This is a genomic window from Porphyrobacter sp. CACIAM 03H1, from assembly GCF_002215495.1.
In the GTDB taxonomy this organism is placed as follows: Bacteria; Pseudomonadota; Alphaproteobacteria; order Sphingomonadales; family Sphingomonadaceae; genus Erythrobacter.
Window position 1 is genome coordinate 153,990 of sequence record NZ_CP021378.1, and the last position, 15,745, is coordinate 169,734.

16 protein-coding genes are annotated in these 15,745 nt (G+C 66.1%); 8 read left to right on the forward strand and 8 right to left on the reverse strand.

Features of this window, described 5'->3' with window-relative positions:
- Nucleotides 1–53 precede the first annotated feature (53 nt).
- The 3 genes from CBR61_RS00715 to CBR61_RS00725 all read left to right on the forward strand — a co-directional run bounded on the left by CBR61_RS00715 (nucleotide 54) and on the right by CBR61_RS00725 (nucleotide 5,373).
- Entirely contained in the window at nucleotides 54–1,367 is a 1,314-nt protein-coding gene (locus CBR61_RS00715; protein ID WP_233996794.1) for an aromatic ring-hydroxylating oxygenase subunit alpha, read from the forward strand.
- A gap of 213 nt (nucleotides 1,368–1,580) precedes the next feature.
- Entirely contained in the window at nucleotides 1,581–4,004 is a 2,424-nt protein-coding gene (locus CBR61_RS00720; protein ID WP_088912637.1) for a TonB-dependent receptor, read from the forward strand.
- A gap of 139 nt (nucleotides 4,005–4,143) precedes the next feature.
- Nucleotides 4,144–5,373, forward strand: a complete 1,230-nt coding sequence (locus CBR61_RS00725; RefSeq protein ID WP_088912638.1) for an aromatic ring-hydroxylating oxygenase subunit alpha — start codon at nucleotides 4,144–4,146, stop codon at nucleotides 5,371–5,373.
- Between the two features lie 14 nt (nucleotides 5,374–5,387).
- Here CBR61_RS00725 and CBR61_RS16685 read toward each other — a convergent pair whose 3' ends face one another.
- Together CBR61_RS16685 and CBR61_RS00730 are read right to left on the reverse strand one after the other, a co-directional pair.
- Nucleotides 5,388–5,975 (reverse strand): HEPN domain-containing protein, encoded by a 588-nt coding sequence (locus CBR61_RS16685; protein ID WP_157696456.1) that lies wholly within the window; start codon nucleotides 5,973–5,975, stop codon nucleotides 5,388–5,390.
- A 740-nt stretch (nucleotides 5,976–6,715) separates the two neighbouring features.
- Nucleotides 6,716–7,663, reverse strand: a complete 948-nt coding sequence (locus CBR61_RS00730) for an SDR family oxidoreductase (protein WP_088912639.1) — start codon at nucleotides 7,661–7,663, stop codon at nucleotides 6,716–6,718.
- A 146-nt stretch (nucleotides 7,664–7,809) separates the two neighbouring features.
- Here CBR61_RS00730 and CBR61_RS00735 point away from each other — a divergent pair, with 146 nt between their 5' ends.
- On the forward strand, nucleotides 7,810–8,811 hold the full coding sequence (locus CBR61_RS00735) for an NADP-dependent oxidoreductase (RefSeq protein WP_088912640.1): 1,002 nt from the start codon (nucleotides 7,810–7,812) through the stop codon (nucleotides 8,809–8,811).
- Complete coding sequence (locus CBR61_RS00740) at nucleotides 8,808–9,347, forward strand: nuclear transport factor 2 family protein (protein ID WP_088912641.1); 540 nt, start codon at nucleotides 8,808–8,810, stop codon at nucleotides 9,345–9,347. Before CBR61_RS00735 ends, CBR61_RS00740 begins: the two co-directional genes overlap by 4 nt.
- On the opposite strand, the gene CBR61_RS00745 is transcribed toward CBR61_RS00740, so the two are convergent.
- Nucleotides 9,344–9,751 carry a PaaI family thioesterase gene (locus tag CBR61_RS00745; protein WP_088912642.1) on the reverse strand — a complete coding sequence of 136 codons (408 nt, stop codon included), beginning with the start codon at nucleotides 9,749–9,751 and terminating at the stop codon, nucleotides 9,344–9,346. The two genes, CBR61_RS00740 and CBR61_RS00745, sit on opposite strands and share 4 nt — an antisense overlap.
- 86 nt (nucleotides 9,752–9,837) lie before the next feature.
- On the opposite strand from CBR61_RS00745, the gene CBR61_RS00750 reads away from it, so the two are divergent.
- The gene (locus tag CBR61_RS00750) at nucleotides 9,838–11,430 is read left to right on the forward strand and encodes a fatty acid--CoA ligase (RefSeq protein ID WP_088912643.1); all 1,593 of its coding nucleotides are present in this window, start codon (nucleotides 9,838–9,840) and stop codon (nucleotides 11,428–11,430) included.
- 1 nt (nucleotide 11,431) lies between these two features.
- Nucleotides 11,432–11,950 carry a VOC family protein gene (locus CBR61_RS00755; protein ID WP_088912644.1) on the forward strand — a complete coding sequence of 173 codons (519 nt, stop codon included), beginning with the start codon at nucleotides 11,432–11,434 and terminating at the stop codon, nucleotides 11,948–11,950.
- Between the two features lie 88 nt (nucleotides 11,951–12,038).
- On the opposite strand, the gene CBR61_RS00760 is transcribed toward CBR61_RS00755, so the two are convergent.
- Nucleotides 12,039–12,404 carry a hypothetical protein gene (locus tag CBR61_RS00760; RefSeq protein WP_088912645.1) on the reverse strand — a complete coding sequence of 122 codons (366 nt, stop codon included), beginning with the start codon at nucleotides 12,402–12,404 and terminating at the stop codon, nucleotides 12,039–12,041.
- Nucleotides 12,401–12,934: a carboxymuconolactone decarboxylase family protein gene (locus CBR61_RS00765; protein WP_088912646.1), complete on the reverse strand. Its 534-nt coding sequence runs from the start codon at nucleotides 12,932–12,934 to the stop codon at nucleotides 12,401–12,403. Before CBR61_RS00765 ends, CBR61_RS00760 begins: the two co-directional genes overlap by 4 nt.
- Nucleotides 12,935–13,058: 124 nt before the next feature.
- On the opposite strand from CBR61_RS00765, the gene CBR61_RS00770 reads away from it, so the two are divergent.
- Nucleotides 13,059–13,409: a nuclear transport factor 2 family protein gene (locus CBR61_RS00770; protein ID WP_088912647.1), complete on the forward strand. Its 351-nt coding sequence runs from the start codon at nucleotides 13,059–13,061 to the stop codon at nucleotides 13,407–13,409.
- Between the two features lie 96 nt (nucleotides 13,410–13,505).
- Here CBR61_RS00770 and CBR61_RS00775 read toward each other — a convergent pair whose 3' ends face one another.
- The 3 genes from CBR61_RS00775 to CBR61_RS00785 are packed head-to-tail and all read right to left on the reverse strand — an operon-like array spanning nucleotide 13,506 to nucleotide 15,733.
- A complete protein-coding gene (locus tag CBR61_RS00775) occupies nucleotides 13,506–14,027 on the reverse strand; it encodes a nuclear transport factor 2 family protein (RefSeq protein WP_157696457.1) in 522 nt (173 codons plus the stop codon).
- The gene (locus CBR61_RS00780; protein ID WP_088912649.1) at nucleotides 14,024–14,425 is read right to left on the reverse strand and encodes a putative quinol monooxygenase; all 402 of its coding nucleotides are present in this window, start codon (nucleotides 14,423–14,425) and stop codon (nucleotides 14,024–14,026) included. The genes CBR61_RS00775 and CBR61_RS00780 overlap by 4 nt, the downstream gene beginning before the upstream one ends.
- A gap of 15 nt (nucleotides 14,426–14,440) precedes the next feature.
- The gene (locus CBR61_RS00785; RefSeq protein ID WP_233996795.1) at nucleotides 14,441–15,733 is read right to left on the reverse strand and encodes a cytochrome P450; all 1,293 of its coding nucleotides are present in this window, start codon (nucleotides 15,731–15,733) and stop codon (nucleotides 14,441–14,443) included.
- Nucleotides 15,734–15,745 lie beyond the last annotated feature (12 nt).

Here is a 15,745-nt window from a genome sequence, read left to right on the forward strand (position 1 = left end):
GAGGGCGCGGGCGGCGCGGTGCGATGTATTCTCCCGCCCGAGGGAGAGGCGGCATGATGGACGCTGAAGAAGTCGCGCGGTTGAAGGCGCTGATGGAATGGGAGGGCCGCCGCACCGCCCCTCCGCAAGGCTTCCCGGCGCTCCCCGATATGCCCGCAGGCCGCTACACTTCGCCCGAATACTTCGCGCTCGAGATGGAGCACGTGTTCCGCAAGAGCTGGCTCTTCGCAGGGCACATGGACGAAATCCCCGAGCGCGGCTGCTGGATGCGCTGGCACAATGCGGGCGATCCGATCGTGATCGTGCACGGCATGGACGGCAAGGTGCGCGCCTTCCACAACACCTGCCGCCACCGCGGCGCGCCGGTTGTCACCGAGGATCGCGGCAAGTCCTCGCGGCTCATGTGCGGCTATCACAACTGGACCTACAAGACCGACGGGAGCCTCGTGGGCGTGCCCGAGCGGCGCGACTTCCCGGAAGATTTCGACCTGTCGTGCCGCGGCCTGCTGCCGGTCCGCTGCGAGCTGTTCGGAAAGGTCATCTTCGTCAATTTCGATCAAGGCGCCATGCCGCTCCTCGACTGGATGGGGCCTCTCGCGCGCGAGTGGGAGGAGTTCGCCTTCGACCGCATCCGCCTCGCCGCGCGGCACAGCTTCGACCTCAAGTGCAACTGGAAGGTGGCGATGGAGGCCAACATGGAGGTCTACCATGTGCCCTTCATCCACCCGACCACGGTCGCGCCGCTGGTGGATTCGACCCGCAACCTCAACACGCTCTATCCCAACGGCCACGCCCGGATGCTCGCGCCCCCGCCGCGCCAGACCGACCGCGAACACGTGCGCGCGATCGACAGCCCGCCCGGCTGGCAGCCAATCGCGACCGTCGGCGAGCTCGGACGCAGCTGCACCCAGAGCTACACCCTGTTCCCGAACTGGGTGTCGCCGCTGTCAAACTACTTCGTGCCGCCGCTGCTGTTCTGGCCGACCTCGCTCGGCACCACCCGGCTCGAGCTGGTGACGATGGCGCTCGACTGGGGCGATGCCCCCGCGCCCGACCTTTGGACCGTACCCGATGCCGCGCAGCCGAACGGGCGGCAGATGAGCCGGATCATTCTCGAGGACACCCAGTTCGGCGAGGCGATCCAGCATTCGATGCAGGGGTCGGCGTTCCGGTCCGTGCCGCTGTCCTATCAGGAGGCCCGGATCTACGCCTTCCACCAGAGCCTCGACCGGATGATTGGCGAGGCCAACGTGCCGGCCCATCTCAGGGTCGAACAGGTGATCGGACCGGAGTGGGTGTGGCCCAACGATCCGCGCGCCGCGCAGATGGTACGCGAGGCTTCGCAGGCCCGCGACGCCGCCGAATGACGTTACGGCATCGCGCTTTCAAGGGGCGATGTGGCGTTTTTGTCGCAGTTTGCGCGGGTCACTATCGCTTTTGCTGATGGTGCGCTTGGCTGGGCTCCATACACCTGCACGCCATACCCAAAGGCTTTGGCCGACGTGCGTGAGGAGAGCGCCCGAGGGTTGGGGAAGAACAGGGCACGCGGGGGAGCCGCGGCCCGATGGGGAGAGAGGAACATGAACACATTCCGTGCCCGAATTGCATCCGGCGCAATGCGCCGCGCGCTGATGTGCGGTGCTGCGCTTGGCGGGCTCGCCGCAGTGCCGAGCACCGCGCTGGCTCAGGACTCGGCGGAGGCCGATGCCATGCCGGTCATCGTCGTCCAGGCCCGCCGCCAGAACGAAACTCTCCAGGAAGTTCCCGTCACCGTCACCGCGATCGGCGGCGAGACGCTGCAGAAGTACAACATCGACCAGGTCGCCGACGTGGTGAGCCGCGTGCCGACCCTCAACGTGCAGGTCGGCGGTTCGGGCTCGGGCGGCCAGCTCAGCTTGCGCGGTGTGGGCTCGTCGAACATCTCGGCGGCGTTCGATTCCGCCGTGGCCTTCGAATATGACGGCGTGGTCGTCTCCTCGATGCGCCTCGTGCAGGCCGGCTTCTTCGACGTCGAGCAGATCGACGTGCTGCGCGGGCCGCAGTCGCTGTTCTTCGGCAAGTCGGCCACCGCCGGCGTGCTCTCGCTGCGCTCGGCCAACCCGACCTCCGACTGGGAAGTCGGGATGCGCGCCAACTACGAGTTCGAGGAAAAGGGCTACCTGCTCTCGGGCTACATCTCGGGCCCTATCACCGACACGCTGGGCATCCGCGTGGCCGCGCAGTTCAACGACATCGACGAGTTCCAGATCCTCCAGCCCAACACGCCGGCGGTGAACCAGGAACGCGGGCTGACCGACTTCATCGCCCGCCTGACGCTCGACTGGAACCCGGCGGACCGGTTCCGCGCCAACTTCAAGCTGCAATACACCAAGAACGAGAACGACGGCGCGATCGGCACGGCCGAGGTCAACTGCGGCCCCAACGGCGTGGCGGACTCGGTGTTCCTGCTGGGCGGCGCGGTGCGCATCCCGGCGGGCTATGACTGCAACGCCTTCGACCAGCGCTACTACCTGACTGACGCGGCGCGCCAGCTTGCCGGGCCGGTCCCGGGCAATTCGCCCGCCAACGGGCGCAACGGCGTGCCTTTCGGCGAGACCGAAGTGTGGTTCGGCCGCCTGCAGTTCGATCTCGACCTGTCCGACACGCTGACCCTGACCTCGGTCACGGGCCTGCTCAACATGGATGCGATCGACTACGACGCCTATTCCTACGGCGGCTTCTTCCCTGGCCCCAACGGCACCCGCCTGCCGGGCGGCGCGGGTTCGTCCGACCCGATCAACCGGCTCGAGCAGTACAGCCAGGAACTGCGCCTCGCCTCGGACTTCGACGGCGCCTTCAACTTCATGCTCGGCGCGTTCTACGAAGACCGCACCTTCATCTTCGACACCTCGCAGCAGGGCGTGAACATCTCGTTCCTCGGGCCCGACCCGGTGACCGGCTTCACCTATGACTGGGACAAGATCCACACAACCAAGACCGAGGCGCTCTCGTTCTTCGGTAGCGTGATGATCGACCTCACCGAAAAGCTCGAGCTTTCGGGCGGGATCCGCTGGACCGACGAGCAGAAGGTGCAGACGATCTCGGTGCCTTACGTCCACACCTTCCTGCAGGGGCCGGGCTTCGTGCGGCCGGGCTTCTTCTCGGGCCCGATCAACTTTGCCGACGACAACTTCTCGCCCGAAGTCACTCTGCGCTACCAGGCGAACGAGGATCTCAACATCTTCGCCTCGTTCAAGACCGGCTTCAAGTCGGGCGGGATCGACAACTCGGCGCTGCCGTCGAACAGCCTCAGCCAGGCGGCGGCGACCGGCAACTTCGGTTCGCTGATCTTCCAGTCGGAAGAGGCGATCGGCGGCGAAGTGGGCTTCAAGTCCCAGTGGGCCAACCGCGACTTCACCCTCAACGCGACCGCGTTCTACTACGTCTTCACCGATCTCCAGGTGCAGAACTTCAACGCGGTCACGGTGCAGTTCGTCACCAGCAACGCGGGCGAGCTGACCACCAAGGGTGTCGATCTCGAAAGCCGCTGGAACACGCCGGTGGACGGGCTGAGCCTCTCGGCCAACCTGTCCTATCTCGACGCGCAGTACACCGACACCTTCATCCAGCCGCTCGGCATCTCGACGGTCGACCTCAACGGTCGCCGCGGCAGCCAGGCGCCGGAGTGGGCGGGGAACATCGCGGCCGACTGGACCATCCCGCTCAGCGACAGCCTCGAGTTGTTCCTGTCCGGGAACGCGGCCTACAACGATGGCTACATCACCGACGAGGCGACGCTGAACGACTATGTCCAGCCGAGCTTCTGGCTGCTCGACGCCAACGTCGCGATCGGCCACCCGGACGGCAAGTGGCGCCTGTCGCTCGTCGCGCAGAACCTCACCGACGAGATCTTCGTGATCACCAGCGGCGGGCGTCCGTTCCTGCAGCCGGGCGTGGGTGACGACTTCATCATGACCCAGAACCGCGGCCGGCAGGTCTTCGCCGAAGTCAGCTTCAAGTTCTGATCCGCTCCGCAACGGGGGAGCACGTGGGGGCGGGCCGGCGACGGTCCGCCCCTTCGCTTTGCCAAAAGTGAGCATTGTCCCGCCGGGGCGGAAGGCGGATGCTCCGGCAAAAGGGCCAGAGCCCGAGGGAGGAACCGCCATGTCACGCGAAACGCTGGTCGCCATGACCCGCAATCTGGTCGCCCACGGCGCGGCCGACACGATGGAATATGCCGACGAGGTCGTGCGTGTTCCGGCCAGCGCCTATACCGACCCCGACCTGTTCGAGACCGAGAAGCGGCAGATCTTCCGCCGCCTGCCGCTGATGGTCGCGCCCTCGTGCGAGCTTCCCAATCCCGGCGACTTCAAGGCGATGGACATCTGCGGCGTGCCGCTGCTTTTGAGCCGCCAGAAGGACGGCAGCATGGGCGCCTTCCTCAACATGTGCACCCACCGCGGCAACCCGCTGGCGAGCGGCTGCGGCAATGCCAGCCGCTTCACCTGCGGCTATCACGGCTGGACCTTCAAGGCCGACGGCGACCTCATCGGCGTGGCCGACGCCAAGGATTTCGGCAGTATCGACAAGAGCCAGCACTGCCTGACCAAGTTCCCGGTCTACGAGAGCGCGGGGCTGATCTGGGTGACGCTCGACCCGCATTCGAAGCTGTCGATCGCCGATTACCTGTGCGGCTATGACGCGCTGCTCAAGGCCTTCGAGTTCGACGGTTGGACGCTGTTCTCGCAGCGCACGCTGGCCGGGCCGAACTGGAAAACGGCCTATGACGGCTATCTCGATTTCTACCACCTGCCGGTGCTCCACAAGGACACCTTCGGGGCGGACTTCTACAACCGCGCCAACTACTTCGCCTTCGGCCCCCACCAGCGCCTGTCGACCCCGTCGAAGTTCGCGATCAAGGTGCAGGGGGACGACGACCAGCAGCTCGATCTGGAAGCGATGAGCGACGACGAGCTGCCGCAGGAAGTGCTGGTGCAGGGCGTGTGGACGATCTTCCCGCACATCTCGATCGCCAGCTTCTACGGCGGCGGCCAGCGCGGGGCGATGATCAGCCAGCTGTTTCCGGGCGAGAAGGTGGGCGAGAGCTTCACCACCCAATTCTACGTCATGGAAAACCAGCCCGAGACCCCGGAGCAGGTCCAGGCCGCGCACGACCAGTTCAACTTCCTCGAAATCGTGGTCCGCGACGAGGATTATGCGACGGGCAAGCGCCAGCAGCAGGCGCTCGCGTCAGGGCTGATGAAGGAGGTGCTGTTCGGCCGCAACGAGAAGGGCGGGCAGGTCTTCCACCAGTGGGTGAAGCGCCTCGTGGACGCGAGCGACGAGGAACTGGTGGGGATTTTTGCCGCAGAGCAGCGGCAGGCGGCGGAGTAGTCTTACTTCTCGGATTATACGATCCGCGTCTGCACCATGAAGCCGCCTCCAAGGTTAGTGGTCGATAGAATCCCTTCTTTCGGGCCAGCTTTGATCCGGCCATCAAGGTATTTGGTGACAGTCCATTCGGGCTTCTCATCGCGCACGACATCGTAAAGCGCTCTAGCCAATGCAAATAGCCTATCAAGCCTAACGTGCCGCGTGTGCTCAAATATGTATCTCCAATCCTCGAACGCATTCGAGAGCTCAACAAGATGTTGGCGAAGTGTTAAAGCTCCAACTCCGGCTATTTGGGCGTAGCGCTTTCGTATTTTTTGTCGTTGAGGTTTAGGCAGTGAATTATACAGCTTATCAAGTCTATGAACTTTCGGGACTTTGTCACCCCGTGCAATGATTAGGGCTTTGATGTAAAGCTCAGATGCAAATGCGATATTCGCGATTGTGGGCGAAGCCGGGGCGACTTTGCTGGCAGGATTGAATGGATCGATAACCGGCTCTGCGCATCGCAGCGCACACTCATAAAAGGCGTTGGCACTGTCGAAGGCAATGTGACATTGCTTCTTCGGGCCGGGGTGACCAGTGACATCAATCTCAATGGTCATTTGGACATACTCTGCGCACCCAGACGTCAACTGACTCAACGTATTGCTATCTCACCGTAATCGCGGAAGTCAAAGTCGGGAAGATCCGCTTCCCTTGAGCAGAGCCTCTAAAAAGGGCGGAGGCGCTCAGAAAGGATAGGGCCGGACGATGAAGCCTGGCCATTCGTCGTTTTTTGGCGCCTACCCGAAAGTGGGTAATGCTTCGGTCGGATTGGGTTTCCTCGATACAATAGCCCTATAGCTCGTCCAAACGAGGCTGAAGCCGCCATTCCCTCAATCGTCGCCCCGGACTTGATCCGGGGCTTGGCTTCTCTTCTGTTTCGTCTGCAGGTTAGTGAGCCAAGCCCCGTGTCAAGCACGGGGTGACGAGGGGGGAATGGGTCTCGCCGTTTTCCTACACGCCCGACAACCGCTACACTCCGCCCCGGTTCTTTCCCATCGTTGCGTCCGGCCTGCGAGGCCGGTGGATCCTCGAGGCGCGAACAAGGCCCCGCTTCCCTGTCCGTCCGCGTGTTGAAAGCGGGTGTGAATATCTGTATTTATTGGTGAAATCGGAGACGCGCAAAGCGGACACGGTGTCCGCTTTGTCCGCTTTGCTTCATTGTCGTCATTGCGAGGAGCCGCAGGCGGAGTCGAAGACGGCGCGGGGCGCCACCCGGCAATCCATGATCCGACACTGCTTATGCTTGCGGCGTCAGCCCCTGGATTGCTTCGCCTGCGGCTCGCAATGACGAGATGGTTTACCCGAACGCCGGCCGGTAGTTGCTCTCGCCCCAGTCCTGCCGCTTGGTCCACGCGCCCATCGTCTCGAGCTTGCCCTCCAGTTCGGGGAAGCGTTCGTAGACGTGGTCCATGTCGACCGCGAAGGGCTTGGTGGGCGCGGTGTTGTTGTATTCGTAAAAGTCCTCGATCCCCTTGGCGAAGTCGGCGCGCATCGCCTCGGGCATGGAGTCCCCCGCCGCCTCGACGAGGTAGCGGCCGAACTCGGCAGGGGTGCAGGGATCGTATTTGATCGGCTTGCCGAGCGCCTCGGAGAGGCACTGGGTCACCTGCTTGCCGACCAGCCGCTCCGGCCCGCCGATGTTGAGCCAGGCGCCCTCCATGTCGGGCCGCTCGAGGCTCGCCAGCATGAAGCGCGCGACATCGTCGAGGCTGATCCAGTTGGCCTCCAGCGCGGGGTTATGGGGGTACACGTAGCGCCCCTCGTTGACGATGAAGGGCCGCGCCCAGTTGGTCAGGAGGTTGTCCATGAACAGCACCGAGCCGAACACCGTCCCCGGCGCGCCGCTGCGCCACAGGGCGTTGATGCCCGCCGTGTTGCCGGCATAGGTGAAGGCATCGCCGGGCTTGTCCGGAATCCAGCTCGAGGTGTTCCACACCACCCGCTTCACCCCGAGATGCGCCGCGACCTTGCCGACCTCGCCGACGAGATAGGCGCGGTCGGCGCGGGCCTGCAGGGGGTGGGTGTAGAAGATGTAGTCGCTGCCCTCGAGCGCGGCGGCGAAGGTCGAGGTGTCGTAGAGGTCCATCGGCCGCACCTCGACCCGCTCCACACCCTCGACCGGCGCGCCCTCCAGCGCATCCGGACGGCGCGAGATCGCGCGGACATCGTAGCCGGCGGCGAGCGCCTGGCGCACCTGCGCGAGGCCCTGACGGCCGCTCGCGCCGATCACCGTGATGAGTGCCATTTCGTGTCTCTCCCCTCTTGTTATGTGGCCCGAGACTAGGAAGCCCCCCGCCCCCGCGCACCGCGCCAAAGTGATAGCGCGCGCGCCCGAAGCCCTAGCGAAAAGGCGGGGTTGCCGTAGCGGCGCACCCGCCGGACAAGGCCAGCATGGACAACCGCATCTGGCGCATCGCACGCCGCCCCGAGGGCACCGATTTCGCCGCCGCGCTGGACCTCGTGGAGGAGGATTTCGTCCCCCTGTCGGACGGCCAGATCCGCATCCGCAACACCCACCTGTCGATGGACGCCGGCACCCGCATGTGGCTCACCGATCGCGAGGACGGCTACCAGCCGCCGCTCCCGGTGGGCGGGCCGATGACGGGGCTGGTGCTGGGCGAGGTGATCGAGAGCCGCGCGGATGGATTCGATGAGGGCGATCTGGTGCGCGCCTTCGGGCAGTGGGCCGATGTCAGCACGGTCGATGCGGTGATGGCGGGCGCGATCCTGCTCGATCCCACCGTCGCCGACCGGCGCGCGTGGTTCGGGCCGCTCGGCATGAACGGCTGGACCGCGCTGTGGGGCGTGGAGACGACCGGCGCGGCAAAGCCCGGCGAGCGGGTGCTGGTCTCGGCAGCGGCAGGCGCGACCGGCATCCTTGCGGTACAGATCGCGAAGCTGCTCGGCTGCGAGGCATGGGGCATCGCGGGCGGGGCGCAGAAGTGCGCTTACCTGACCGGCGAGCTGGGGATCGCGGGCGCCATCGACTACAAGGCCGGCGACGTCGGTGCGCAGCTCGATGCAGCCGGCGGCTTCGATGTCTATTTCGACAATGTCGGCGGGCCGCTGCTGGATCAGGTGCTCACCCACATGAACCACTATGGCCGCATCGCCGTGTGCGGCCTTCTTGCCGATTACACCGCCGGCACCCGCACCGCCCCGCGCGAGTTCGATCAGGTGCTGATGCGGCGCCTGCGGATCGAGGGCTTCTTCTCGCCCGACTTCATGCACGAGGGCCCCGCCCTCACCCGCCGCCTGCGCGCATGGACCGAGGAGGGCAAACTCGTCATGCCCTACGACGTGACGCAGGGCCTCGAGAACACCCTCGCGGCCTATGCCAAACTCTTCACCGGCGGGAACATCGGCAAGGTGATCGTGGAGCTGGAACCATGACAGGTACACTCGAAGACCGCGAGGCGATCCGCGACATTCTCGCAGCCTATGCCCATGCCATCGACCGGCGGCGCTGGGGGATGATGGAGCGGCTGTTCCACCCCGATGCGACCTTCCGCTTCGGCCTCGTCGCGGGCGACTGGCGCGGTTTCGTCGAGCAGGCGCGCGCGATCATCGACCCATGCCTCGCGACCCAGCACCAGCTCGGCCAGACGATCTTCGGCTTCGAGAGCGCCGAGGTCTGCCACACCGAGACCTACATGACGGCGATGCACACCATCCCGCCGGGCTACCCGATGACGGCGGCCTTCCCGGACAAGGGGATGATCTATTCGGGCGTCGTGGCGGGGCGCTATGTCGACCGCTTCGAGAAGCGTGGCGGCGAATGGCGCATCGCCCAGCGCACCGGCCTCTACGACTGGCGCGAGTTCCGGGTTGTGGAGGGCGCGGACCTGTCGAACACCCCCGAAGGTGCGGCGGGCTATCACGACGAGCGCGATCCCTCGACGGCTGCCGTGCGGCAGTGGCTGGGCTAGGGCCGCCTGATCGCGAAGACGCCCGACATCGTCGCGATCTGTTCCTCCCCGCGCCACACCCCGCCGGACGTATAGGCGGTGCGCCCGCCCAGCCGGTCGATCCGCACGCGGGCTTCCAGCCAGTCGCCCAGCTTCGCGCCGCTGAGGTAGTTGACCGTCAGCGTCACCGTCGAGGGCGCGAGCCGGGGGCGTTCGGCGTCGTAGACCGCATGGCTCAGGGCGACATCGGCGAAAGTCGAGATCACGCCGCCGTGGGCTGCGTCCTGGTAGTTGATGTGGTGCGGGCAGATGAGGAGGCCGACCACCCGCACGCCCTCGAACGCCGGCCCGAGATAATGGGGCCCGCCGTGGTCGAGAAAGCCCGGGGTGAAGCCCGCCGGTTCGAAGCCTGAAGGAATGTCCATCCCGCCACCCTACCCCGCCGCGCAGCCCTGCGCCCGCTATGAATTGTGCCAATGACACGGAGCCGGACGCGGGGTATCCCTCCCGCATGGGAGACATCACAGCACTGGCCGCAGAGAGCTTCTGCGACGTCGTCCGCGAACACGCCCGCATGCAGGGCGATGTGGTCGCCTTCACCTATGCCGGCGAGGAGTTGAGCTTCGCCGAACTCGACGAGGGCGCCGACCGGGTGGCGAACGGCCTTCTCGCGCTGGGGGTGAAGCCGGGCGACCGCGTCGCCTTTCTCGGCAAGAACCACCCGCTCTATTTCGAGGCCTTCCTCGGCGCGAACCGCGTGGGCGCGGTGATGACGCCGGTGAACTGGCGCCTCGCCGCGCCGGAAGTCGCCTATGTGCTCGACAATTCGCAGGCCCGCGTGGTGTTCGTGGGCGAGGGCTTTGCCGAGGTGCTCGGCCAGATCCGACCGATATGCCCCCATGTCGAACAGGTGATCGGCATCGACGCGCCCGATTATCCCGGCACCGATTACCGCACCTGGCGCGACGGCTTTCCGGCCAAGCCCCCGGCGCACCGGATCCGGGCCGCAGACGATGCGCTCCAGCTCTACACCTCGGGCACCACAGGCAAGCCCAAGGGCGCGGTGATCACCCACGGCTCGATCCTCTCCAGCCGCGACGGCACGGCGGCGGGCGACCAGATGCGCACCTGGCAGGAGCCGATCCCGGGCGACGTCACCCTGCTCGCCATGCCCTGCTTCCACATCAGCGGCACCGGCACCGGCATCGGCACGATGGTGGCGGGGACGAACTCCATCGTCCTGCCCGAGTACGATCCGACCAAGGCATTGGATCTGATTGAGAATTTCAACATCTCGAAGATCTTCCTCGTGCCGGCCGCGCTCCAGATCCTGCTCAACCACCCGCGCGTGAACGAGGTCGATTTCAGCCGCCTCAAATACGTCACCTACGGTGCCTCCCCCATCCCGCTCGAACTGATGCGCGAGGCGATCCGGGTGATGGGCTGCGGCTTCGTGCAGATGTACGGCATGACCGAGACCAGCGGCACCATCGTCGCGCTCGATCCCGAGGACCACGTGCCCGAGGGCAGCGTGCGGATGCGGAGTGTCGGCAAGCCGCTTGCAGGCGTCGAGATCAAGGTGATCGACGAGGCGGGGAACGAAGTCCCGGCAGGCACCGTGGGCGAGATCGCGACGCGATCCTCCAAGAACATGCGCGGCTACTGGAACAACCCCGAGGCGACCGCCGCCACCATCGATGCCGAGGGCTGGCTGCGCACCGGGGATGCGGGATACCTCGACGAGGACGGCTATCTCTACATCCACGACCGGGTGAAGGACATGATCATCTCCGGCGGGGAGAACGTCTACCCCGCCGAGGTCGAGAACGCGCTCTATTCGCACCCCAAGGTCGCGGACGTCGCGGTGATCGGCGTGCCCGACGCCAAGTGGGGCGAGGCGGTGAAGGCCTGCGTCGTCGTCAAGGCGGGCGAGGAACTGACCGAGGCCGAGCTGATCGCCCACGCACGCACGCTGATCGCGGGCTACAAGTGCCCCAAGTCGGTGGACTTCATCCCCGCCCTGCCGCGCAACCCCTCAGGGAAAATCCTGCGCCGCGAACTGCGCGCGCCCTACTGGGTGGGCAAGGACCGGGCGGTCAACTGAGGTGCTCGCCATCCGGCAGCTCGCCTACAAGGTCAATGACCTTGAGGCAGCGGCGGCGGCGCATCACCGGCGGTTCGGATCGGGGCCGTTCTTCGTCCTGCGGCACGTGGCGCTCGCGTCCTCGGTGCATCTCGGGGTGGAGCGGCCCTTCGACCACTCCAGCGCCTATGGCCAGTGGGGCAGCGTGATGGTCGAGCTGGTGATGCAGCACAACCCCGACGACAGCGCGCTGCACGACATGTTTCCCTACGGCTCCGCAACGGAGGGCCTGCACCATGCGGCGCTTTTCGTGGATGATCTGCAAGCCGAGATCGCCCGCTTCGCGAACGAGGGCGCACCGCTCGCCCAGCTCTCGGTGACGCAGACCGGCACGGCCTTCGCTTTCGTCGATACGCGCGCGAGCCTCGGGCATATGCTGGAGCTGTATGAGCCGACGCCGGAGCTGACCGGGTTCTACGATTTCGTCGCCGCCGCCGCGCAGGGGTGGGACGGCAGCAATCTGATCAGGGAGTTGGGTTAGGTACACACGCCGTTCGCCTCGAGCGAAGTCGAGAGGCCTCAGCGCCAGAGTGTCTCGACTTCGCTCGACACGAACGGACCAGGGCGCGTCAATTCCCCGCCAGCCCGGGCAGATCGACTAACTCCGCGCGGCACTCCGCATCCGCCAGCGCCGCCAGCACCGAGAAGGCGACGAAGCCCCCCTCCCCCAAGTGCGCCACCACCGCCGCCGCCTCGGCATCGGTGATCGCGGTATGCTCGAAGGGCATCCGCCGCGCATAGGCGAGGCAGAGCCGCGTGCCTTCGTCGAGGCCGCTCTCGTCGGGTGCAGCCTCGATCCCGTGCACCGCCGCCACCGCCTGCCGCACCAGCGCCACCAGAGCGGGATCGAGCGCGGCCTCGGTTTTCCCGCGAAAATCGGCATAGTGGCTGGCGAGCACAGGATCGGCGGCCAGCGCGGCGCAGACGGCGCTCATGCGGCCGCCTCCAGCACGGCGGGGGTGGGCAGCACGGTGCGGTCCATCTGCTCCGGCTCCAGCCCCATCGTGATCAGCGCCTTGGCGAGCGCGAGGAACAGCGTCACCCCGAGTCCGAGTTCGGCGATCTGCACCGGGGTGAGATGGCGCTGCAGGGCCGCGCGCGCGTCACCGTTCAGCAGTTCGGGATCGTGGATCAGCGCGTCGGTGAACTTGAGCGCCGCCTTCTCGGCCTCGGTCAGCTTGGCGCTCGTCTCGTAGCCGTCGGTGATGTCGTCCACCACCTCCTCGCCGAGGCCCTGCCCGAGCGCCTTGTCGAAGCGCACATTGCGGCAGAACCCGCATTCCGTGACCCGCGCGTTGCGCATCCGCGCGACTTCCTTGATCCGCGCCGAGAGCACGTCCGATCCCCAGAACCGGCCATAGAGCGCGAAGAAGCTCGCCGCGATCTCCGGCTGGTGGGCCAGCACGCTGCCGAAGTGCGGCGGCTCTCCGGGAATGGCGGAGGATACGCGGGGGATGGTCGACATCGGGCCTCTCCTTCGCCGGCGAGAATAACAGGGGGTGCCGTTACGGCGGCCTCGCCATTTTCACAGGCGGGCGGGGCGCGGTGGCCGTGGCAGATTGCGCGAACAACCTCAGGGGAGAAGCACCATGCCCGGCGAAGCACAGCGCGTGATCGAGGAATTCTGGCGCATCCAGGACAGCGGCGACTATACGAAACTGGTCGATCTCTTCGCCGAGGATGCCTTTCTCGAGGACCCGATCTGGGGCCAGTATCGCGGGCGCGAGGCGATCATGGGCTTCATGACGACAATGGTGAAGGAGATGGGGGACCGGAAGGTGCACTTCACCGTCGACGAGATCTGTGGGGACGATCACGCCGTGTGGGCGCGCTGGACGATGCACATGGAAGGCCACGCGCCCCGCGGCGGGGTCGGCATCTACAAGGTCGAGGCCGGGAAGCTCACCTATTACCGCGACTACATGGACCCGGCGGAGTAGATTTCGTCATTGCGAGGCCGAAGGCCGCGGCAATCCAGGGCGGTTCGCGTGACGCTCTGGATTGCTTCGCTGCGCTCGCAATGACGAAGGAAGGCGTCACATCGCCCGGTAATCCGGGTGGCCACTCTCGCGCAAATCCAGCATCGGCAGCGGGAAATCGGCCCGCGGCGAGGCGTCGGGCTGGTCGGGCATGGGCAGCGTCCAGTCCATGATGTAGCGGCGGCTCGCGATCCGCCACTCGTCCCCACGCTTCTCGTAGGTGTCGAGATAGCGCCCTCCGTACATGTTGCCCTTGTAGGGCTCCGCGTCGTTCTCCCGCCGGAAGCCGCAGGCGACGCCGTAGCACTCCCCCTCCGCCGTGGTGGGCGAGGTGAGCTTCACGGCCAGTGACGAAAGCAAGTGCCAGCGCCGCCCGGTTGACCGTTCCACCTGCATCACCACCGGCACGAACTCCGCCGCGGTGCCCTTGAAGAAGCCGTAGTCGATCGCCGCGTCGGGCCAGTAGCACCCCGTCTGCCCCTCGTCGTCGAGCCAGTCCAATGTGCGCGAATAGCGCGCGATGAGATCGTGGATCGCCTGCCGGTCGAGCAGTTCCTGCACTTTCGCCTCGAGGTTCATGCGCGTGCCCCCCACCATGCCGGGATCGCAAGGGGGAAGCGTTCCTGCGCGGTCTTCATCGCATCGCTGGCGTCGTCGGGCAGCGCGGGATCGGCGGTGTGCGGCAGACCCCCGCCCGCGCCCTCCACCGGATCGACATATTCCAGCTTGATTCCCGCCAGCACGTCGGCGAAGTCGTGGCCCTCGTGATGGTCGGACACCTGGTGATGGTAGAAGGCCCACTTGTCCTTGAAGCTGAGCAGGCAGTAGTACGACAGCGGCTCCTGCCCCTTCCAGTATTCGTAGCGGATCACGCCCTCCTCGGTGCCGAAGGTGTGGTGGACCATGTCGCGCATGATCGCCTCCCACTTGTCCTCCTTGCCGGGCTTGATCTGGATATGCGCGAGCAGCGTGGCCATGCGTAGGGTCTCCGTTCAGGCGGGTGTGAGGTTCAGGAACAGGCGGTAGATGCCGAGCATGATCCCGCCCTGGTGGCGGAAGTCGTTGCCCGGCGCGTAGGCGAGATCGGCGAAGGCGTCGGCGAGCCTGTCCCACGCGATCATCTGTTCGAGGCGCGAGATGTTCGATCCCGGGCACGAGCGCGGCCCCTGGCTGAAAGCGAGGTGGCGGGTGGCGGCCTTGCGGTCGAGCTTCAGCTCCAGCGGGTCCTCGAACTCGTCAGCGTCGATGTTCGCGGCGGCCCAGCGCAGGTGGAGCATCGAGCCGGCAGGCACCTCCACGCCCTGGAACACCTCGTCATGGGCGCAGATGCGGGTCGAGAGCCCCTGCGTCGGCGAGCGCAGCCGCATCCCCTCCTCGATGAAGGTGCGGATCGCGCTCCGGTCGCCGCGCAACGTGCCGAAAATCCCGGGCCGCTCGCACAGCAATTGCGCCTGTTCGGCGAGCGCATATTGCGTTGTCTCCAGCCCGCCGATCACCATGGCATAGACCACGCCGTTGATCTCGTCGTCGGTCAGCTTGCGGCCGAGCGCCTGGTATTCGACCTGCGTGAGGAAGCTCACCATGTCGTCCTGCGGGCGGGCGCGCTTCTCGCAGGTCTGCTCCGCCACATATTCCTTCATTCCCGCCAGCAGCCGGAACTTTTCCGCCGACTGTTCAGGGGTGAGGATGTTCTTGTGGGTGGTCCCGATCACATAGGACATGACCTGCGCATTGCCCCATTGTTCGAGGCGCGGGATGTCTTCCTGCGGGAAACCGAGCACGCTCGCCATCACCCGCTGCGGCAGGGGACGCGCGAAATCGGCGACGAAATCGACCGGCTCGCCCGCGCGCGCCCTCGTCAGCATCCCCGCGATCAGATCGTCGACATGGCCCGCGATCATCCCCGCGTGGCGGGTGCAGCCGGGGCCGACCCACGGATCGGTCAGCTCCTTCCGGTGCGCGCGCCACAGATCGGGCGTGGGGCGCAGCGACACGATGCTCGCGACCATCGCGTCGATATCGGGAATATGCGTGGGCATCTGCCCCGAGGCCTGGATATGGGCGACCAGCAGCGAGAGCGTGGGGGGGAAGCGGTCCCAGTCCTTCACCACGCGGCTGATGTCCTCGTACTTGGTGAGGACGAAGGCGTCGGTGCCCGGGGTCAGCCCCTCGCCGGGAAGGCGCTGCACCGGGGCCTGTTCGTGGAGGATCGCATAGGCATCATACCAGTGCTCCTGCGCGCCCGGGGCGAACAGGTCGACCTCTGCCAAATCGCGCGGTTTCACGCCTCGCAAATC

Coding starts and splice junctions, on each gene's coding strand:
- CBR61_RS00715 (WP_233996794.1), top strand. CDS start 54: ATGATGGACGCTGAAGAAGTCGCGCGGTTGAAGGCGCTGATGGAATGG.
- CBR61_RS00720 (WP_088912637.1), top strand. CDS start 1,581: ATGAACACATTCCGTGCCCGAATTGCATCCGGCGCAATGCGCCGCGCG.
- CBR61_RS00725 (WP_088912638.1), top strand. CDS start 4,144: ATGTCACGCGAAACGCTGGTCGCCATGACCCGCAATCTGGTCGCCCAC.
- CBR61_RS16685 (WP_157696456.1), bottom strand. CDS start 5,975: ATGACCATTGAGATTGATGTCACTGGTCACCCCGGCCCGAAGAAGCAA.
- CBR61_RS00730 (WP_088912639.1), bottom strand. CDS start 7,663: ATGGCACTCATCACGGTGATCGGCGCGAGCGGCCGTCAGGGCCTCGCG.
- CBR61_RS00735 (WP_088912640.1), top strand. CDS start 7,810: ATGGACAACCGCATCTGGCGCATCGCACGCCGCCCCGAGGGCACCGAT.
- CBR61_RS00740 (WP_088912641.1), top strand. CDS start 8,808: ATGACAGGTACACTCGAAGACCGCGAGGCGATCCGCGACATTCTCGCA.
- CBR61_RS00745 (WP_088912642.1), bottom strand. CDS start 9,751: ATGGACATTCCTTCAGGCTTCGAACCGGCGGGCTTCACCCCGGGCTTT.
- CBR61_RS00750 (WP_088912643.1), top strand. CDS start 9,838: ATGGGAGACATCACAGCACTGGCCGCAGAGAGCTTCTGCGACGTCGTC.
- CBR61_RS00760 (WP_088912645.1), bottom strand. CDS start 12,404: ATGAGCGCCGTCTGCGCCGCGCTGGCCGCCGATCCTGTGCTCGCCAGC.
- CBR61_RS00765 (WP_088912646.1), bottom strand. CDS start 12,934: ATGTCGACCATCCCCCGCGTATCCTCCGCCATTCCCGGAGAGCCGCCG.
- CBR61_RS00770 (WP_088912647.1), top strand. CDS start 13,059: ATGCCCGGCGAAGCACAGCGCGTGATCGAGGAATTCTGGCGCATCCAG.
- CBR61_RS00775 (WP_157696457.1), bottom strand. CDS start 14,027: ATGAACCTCGAGGCGAAAGTGCAGGAACTGCTCGACCGGCAGGCGATC.
- CBR61_RS00780 (WP_088912649.1), bottom strand. CDS start 14,425: ATGGCCACGCTGCTCGCGCATATCCAGATCAAGCCCGGCAAGGAGGAC.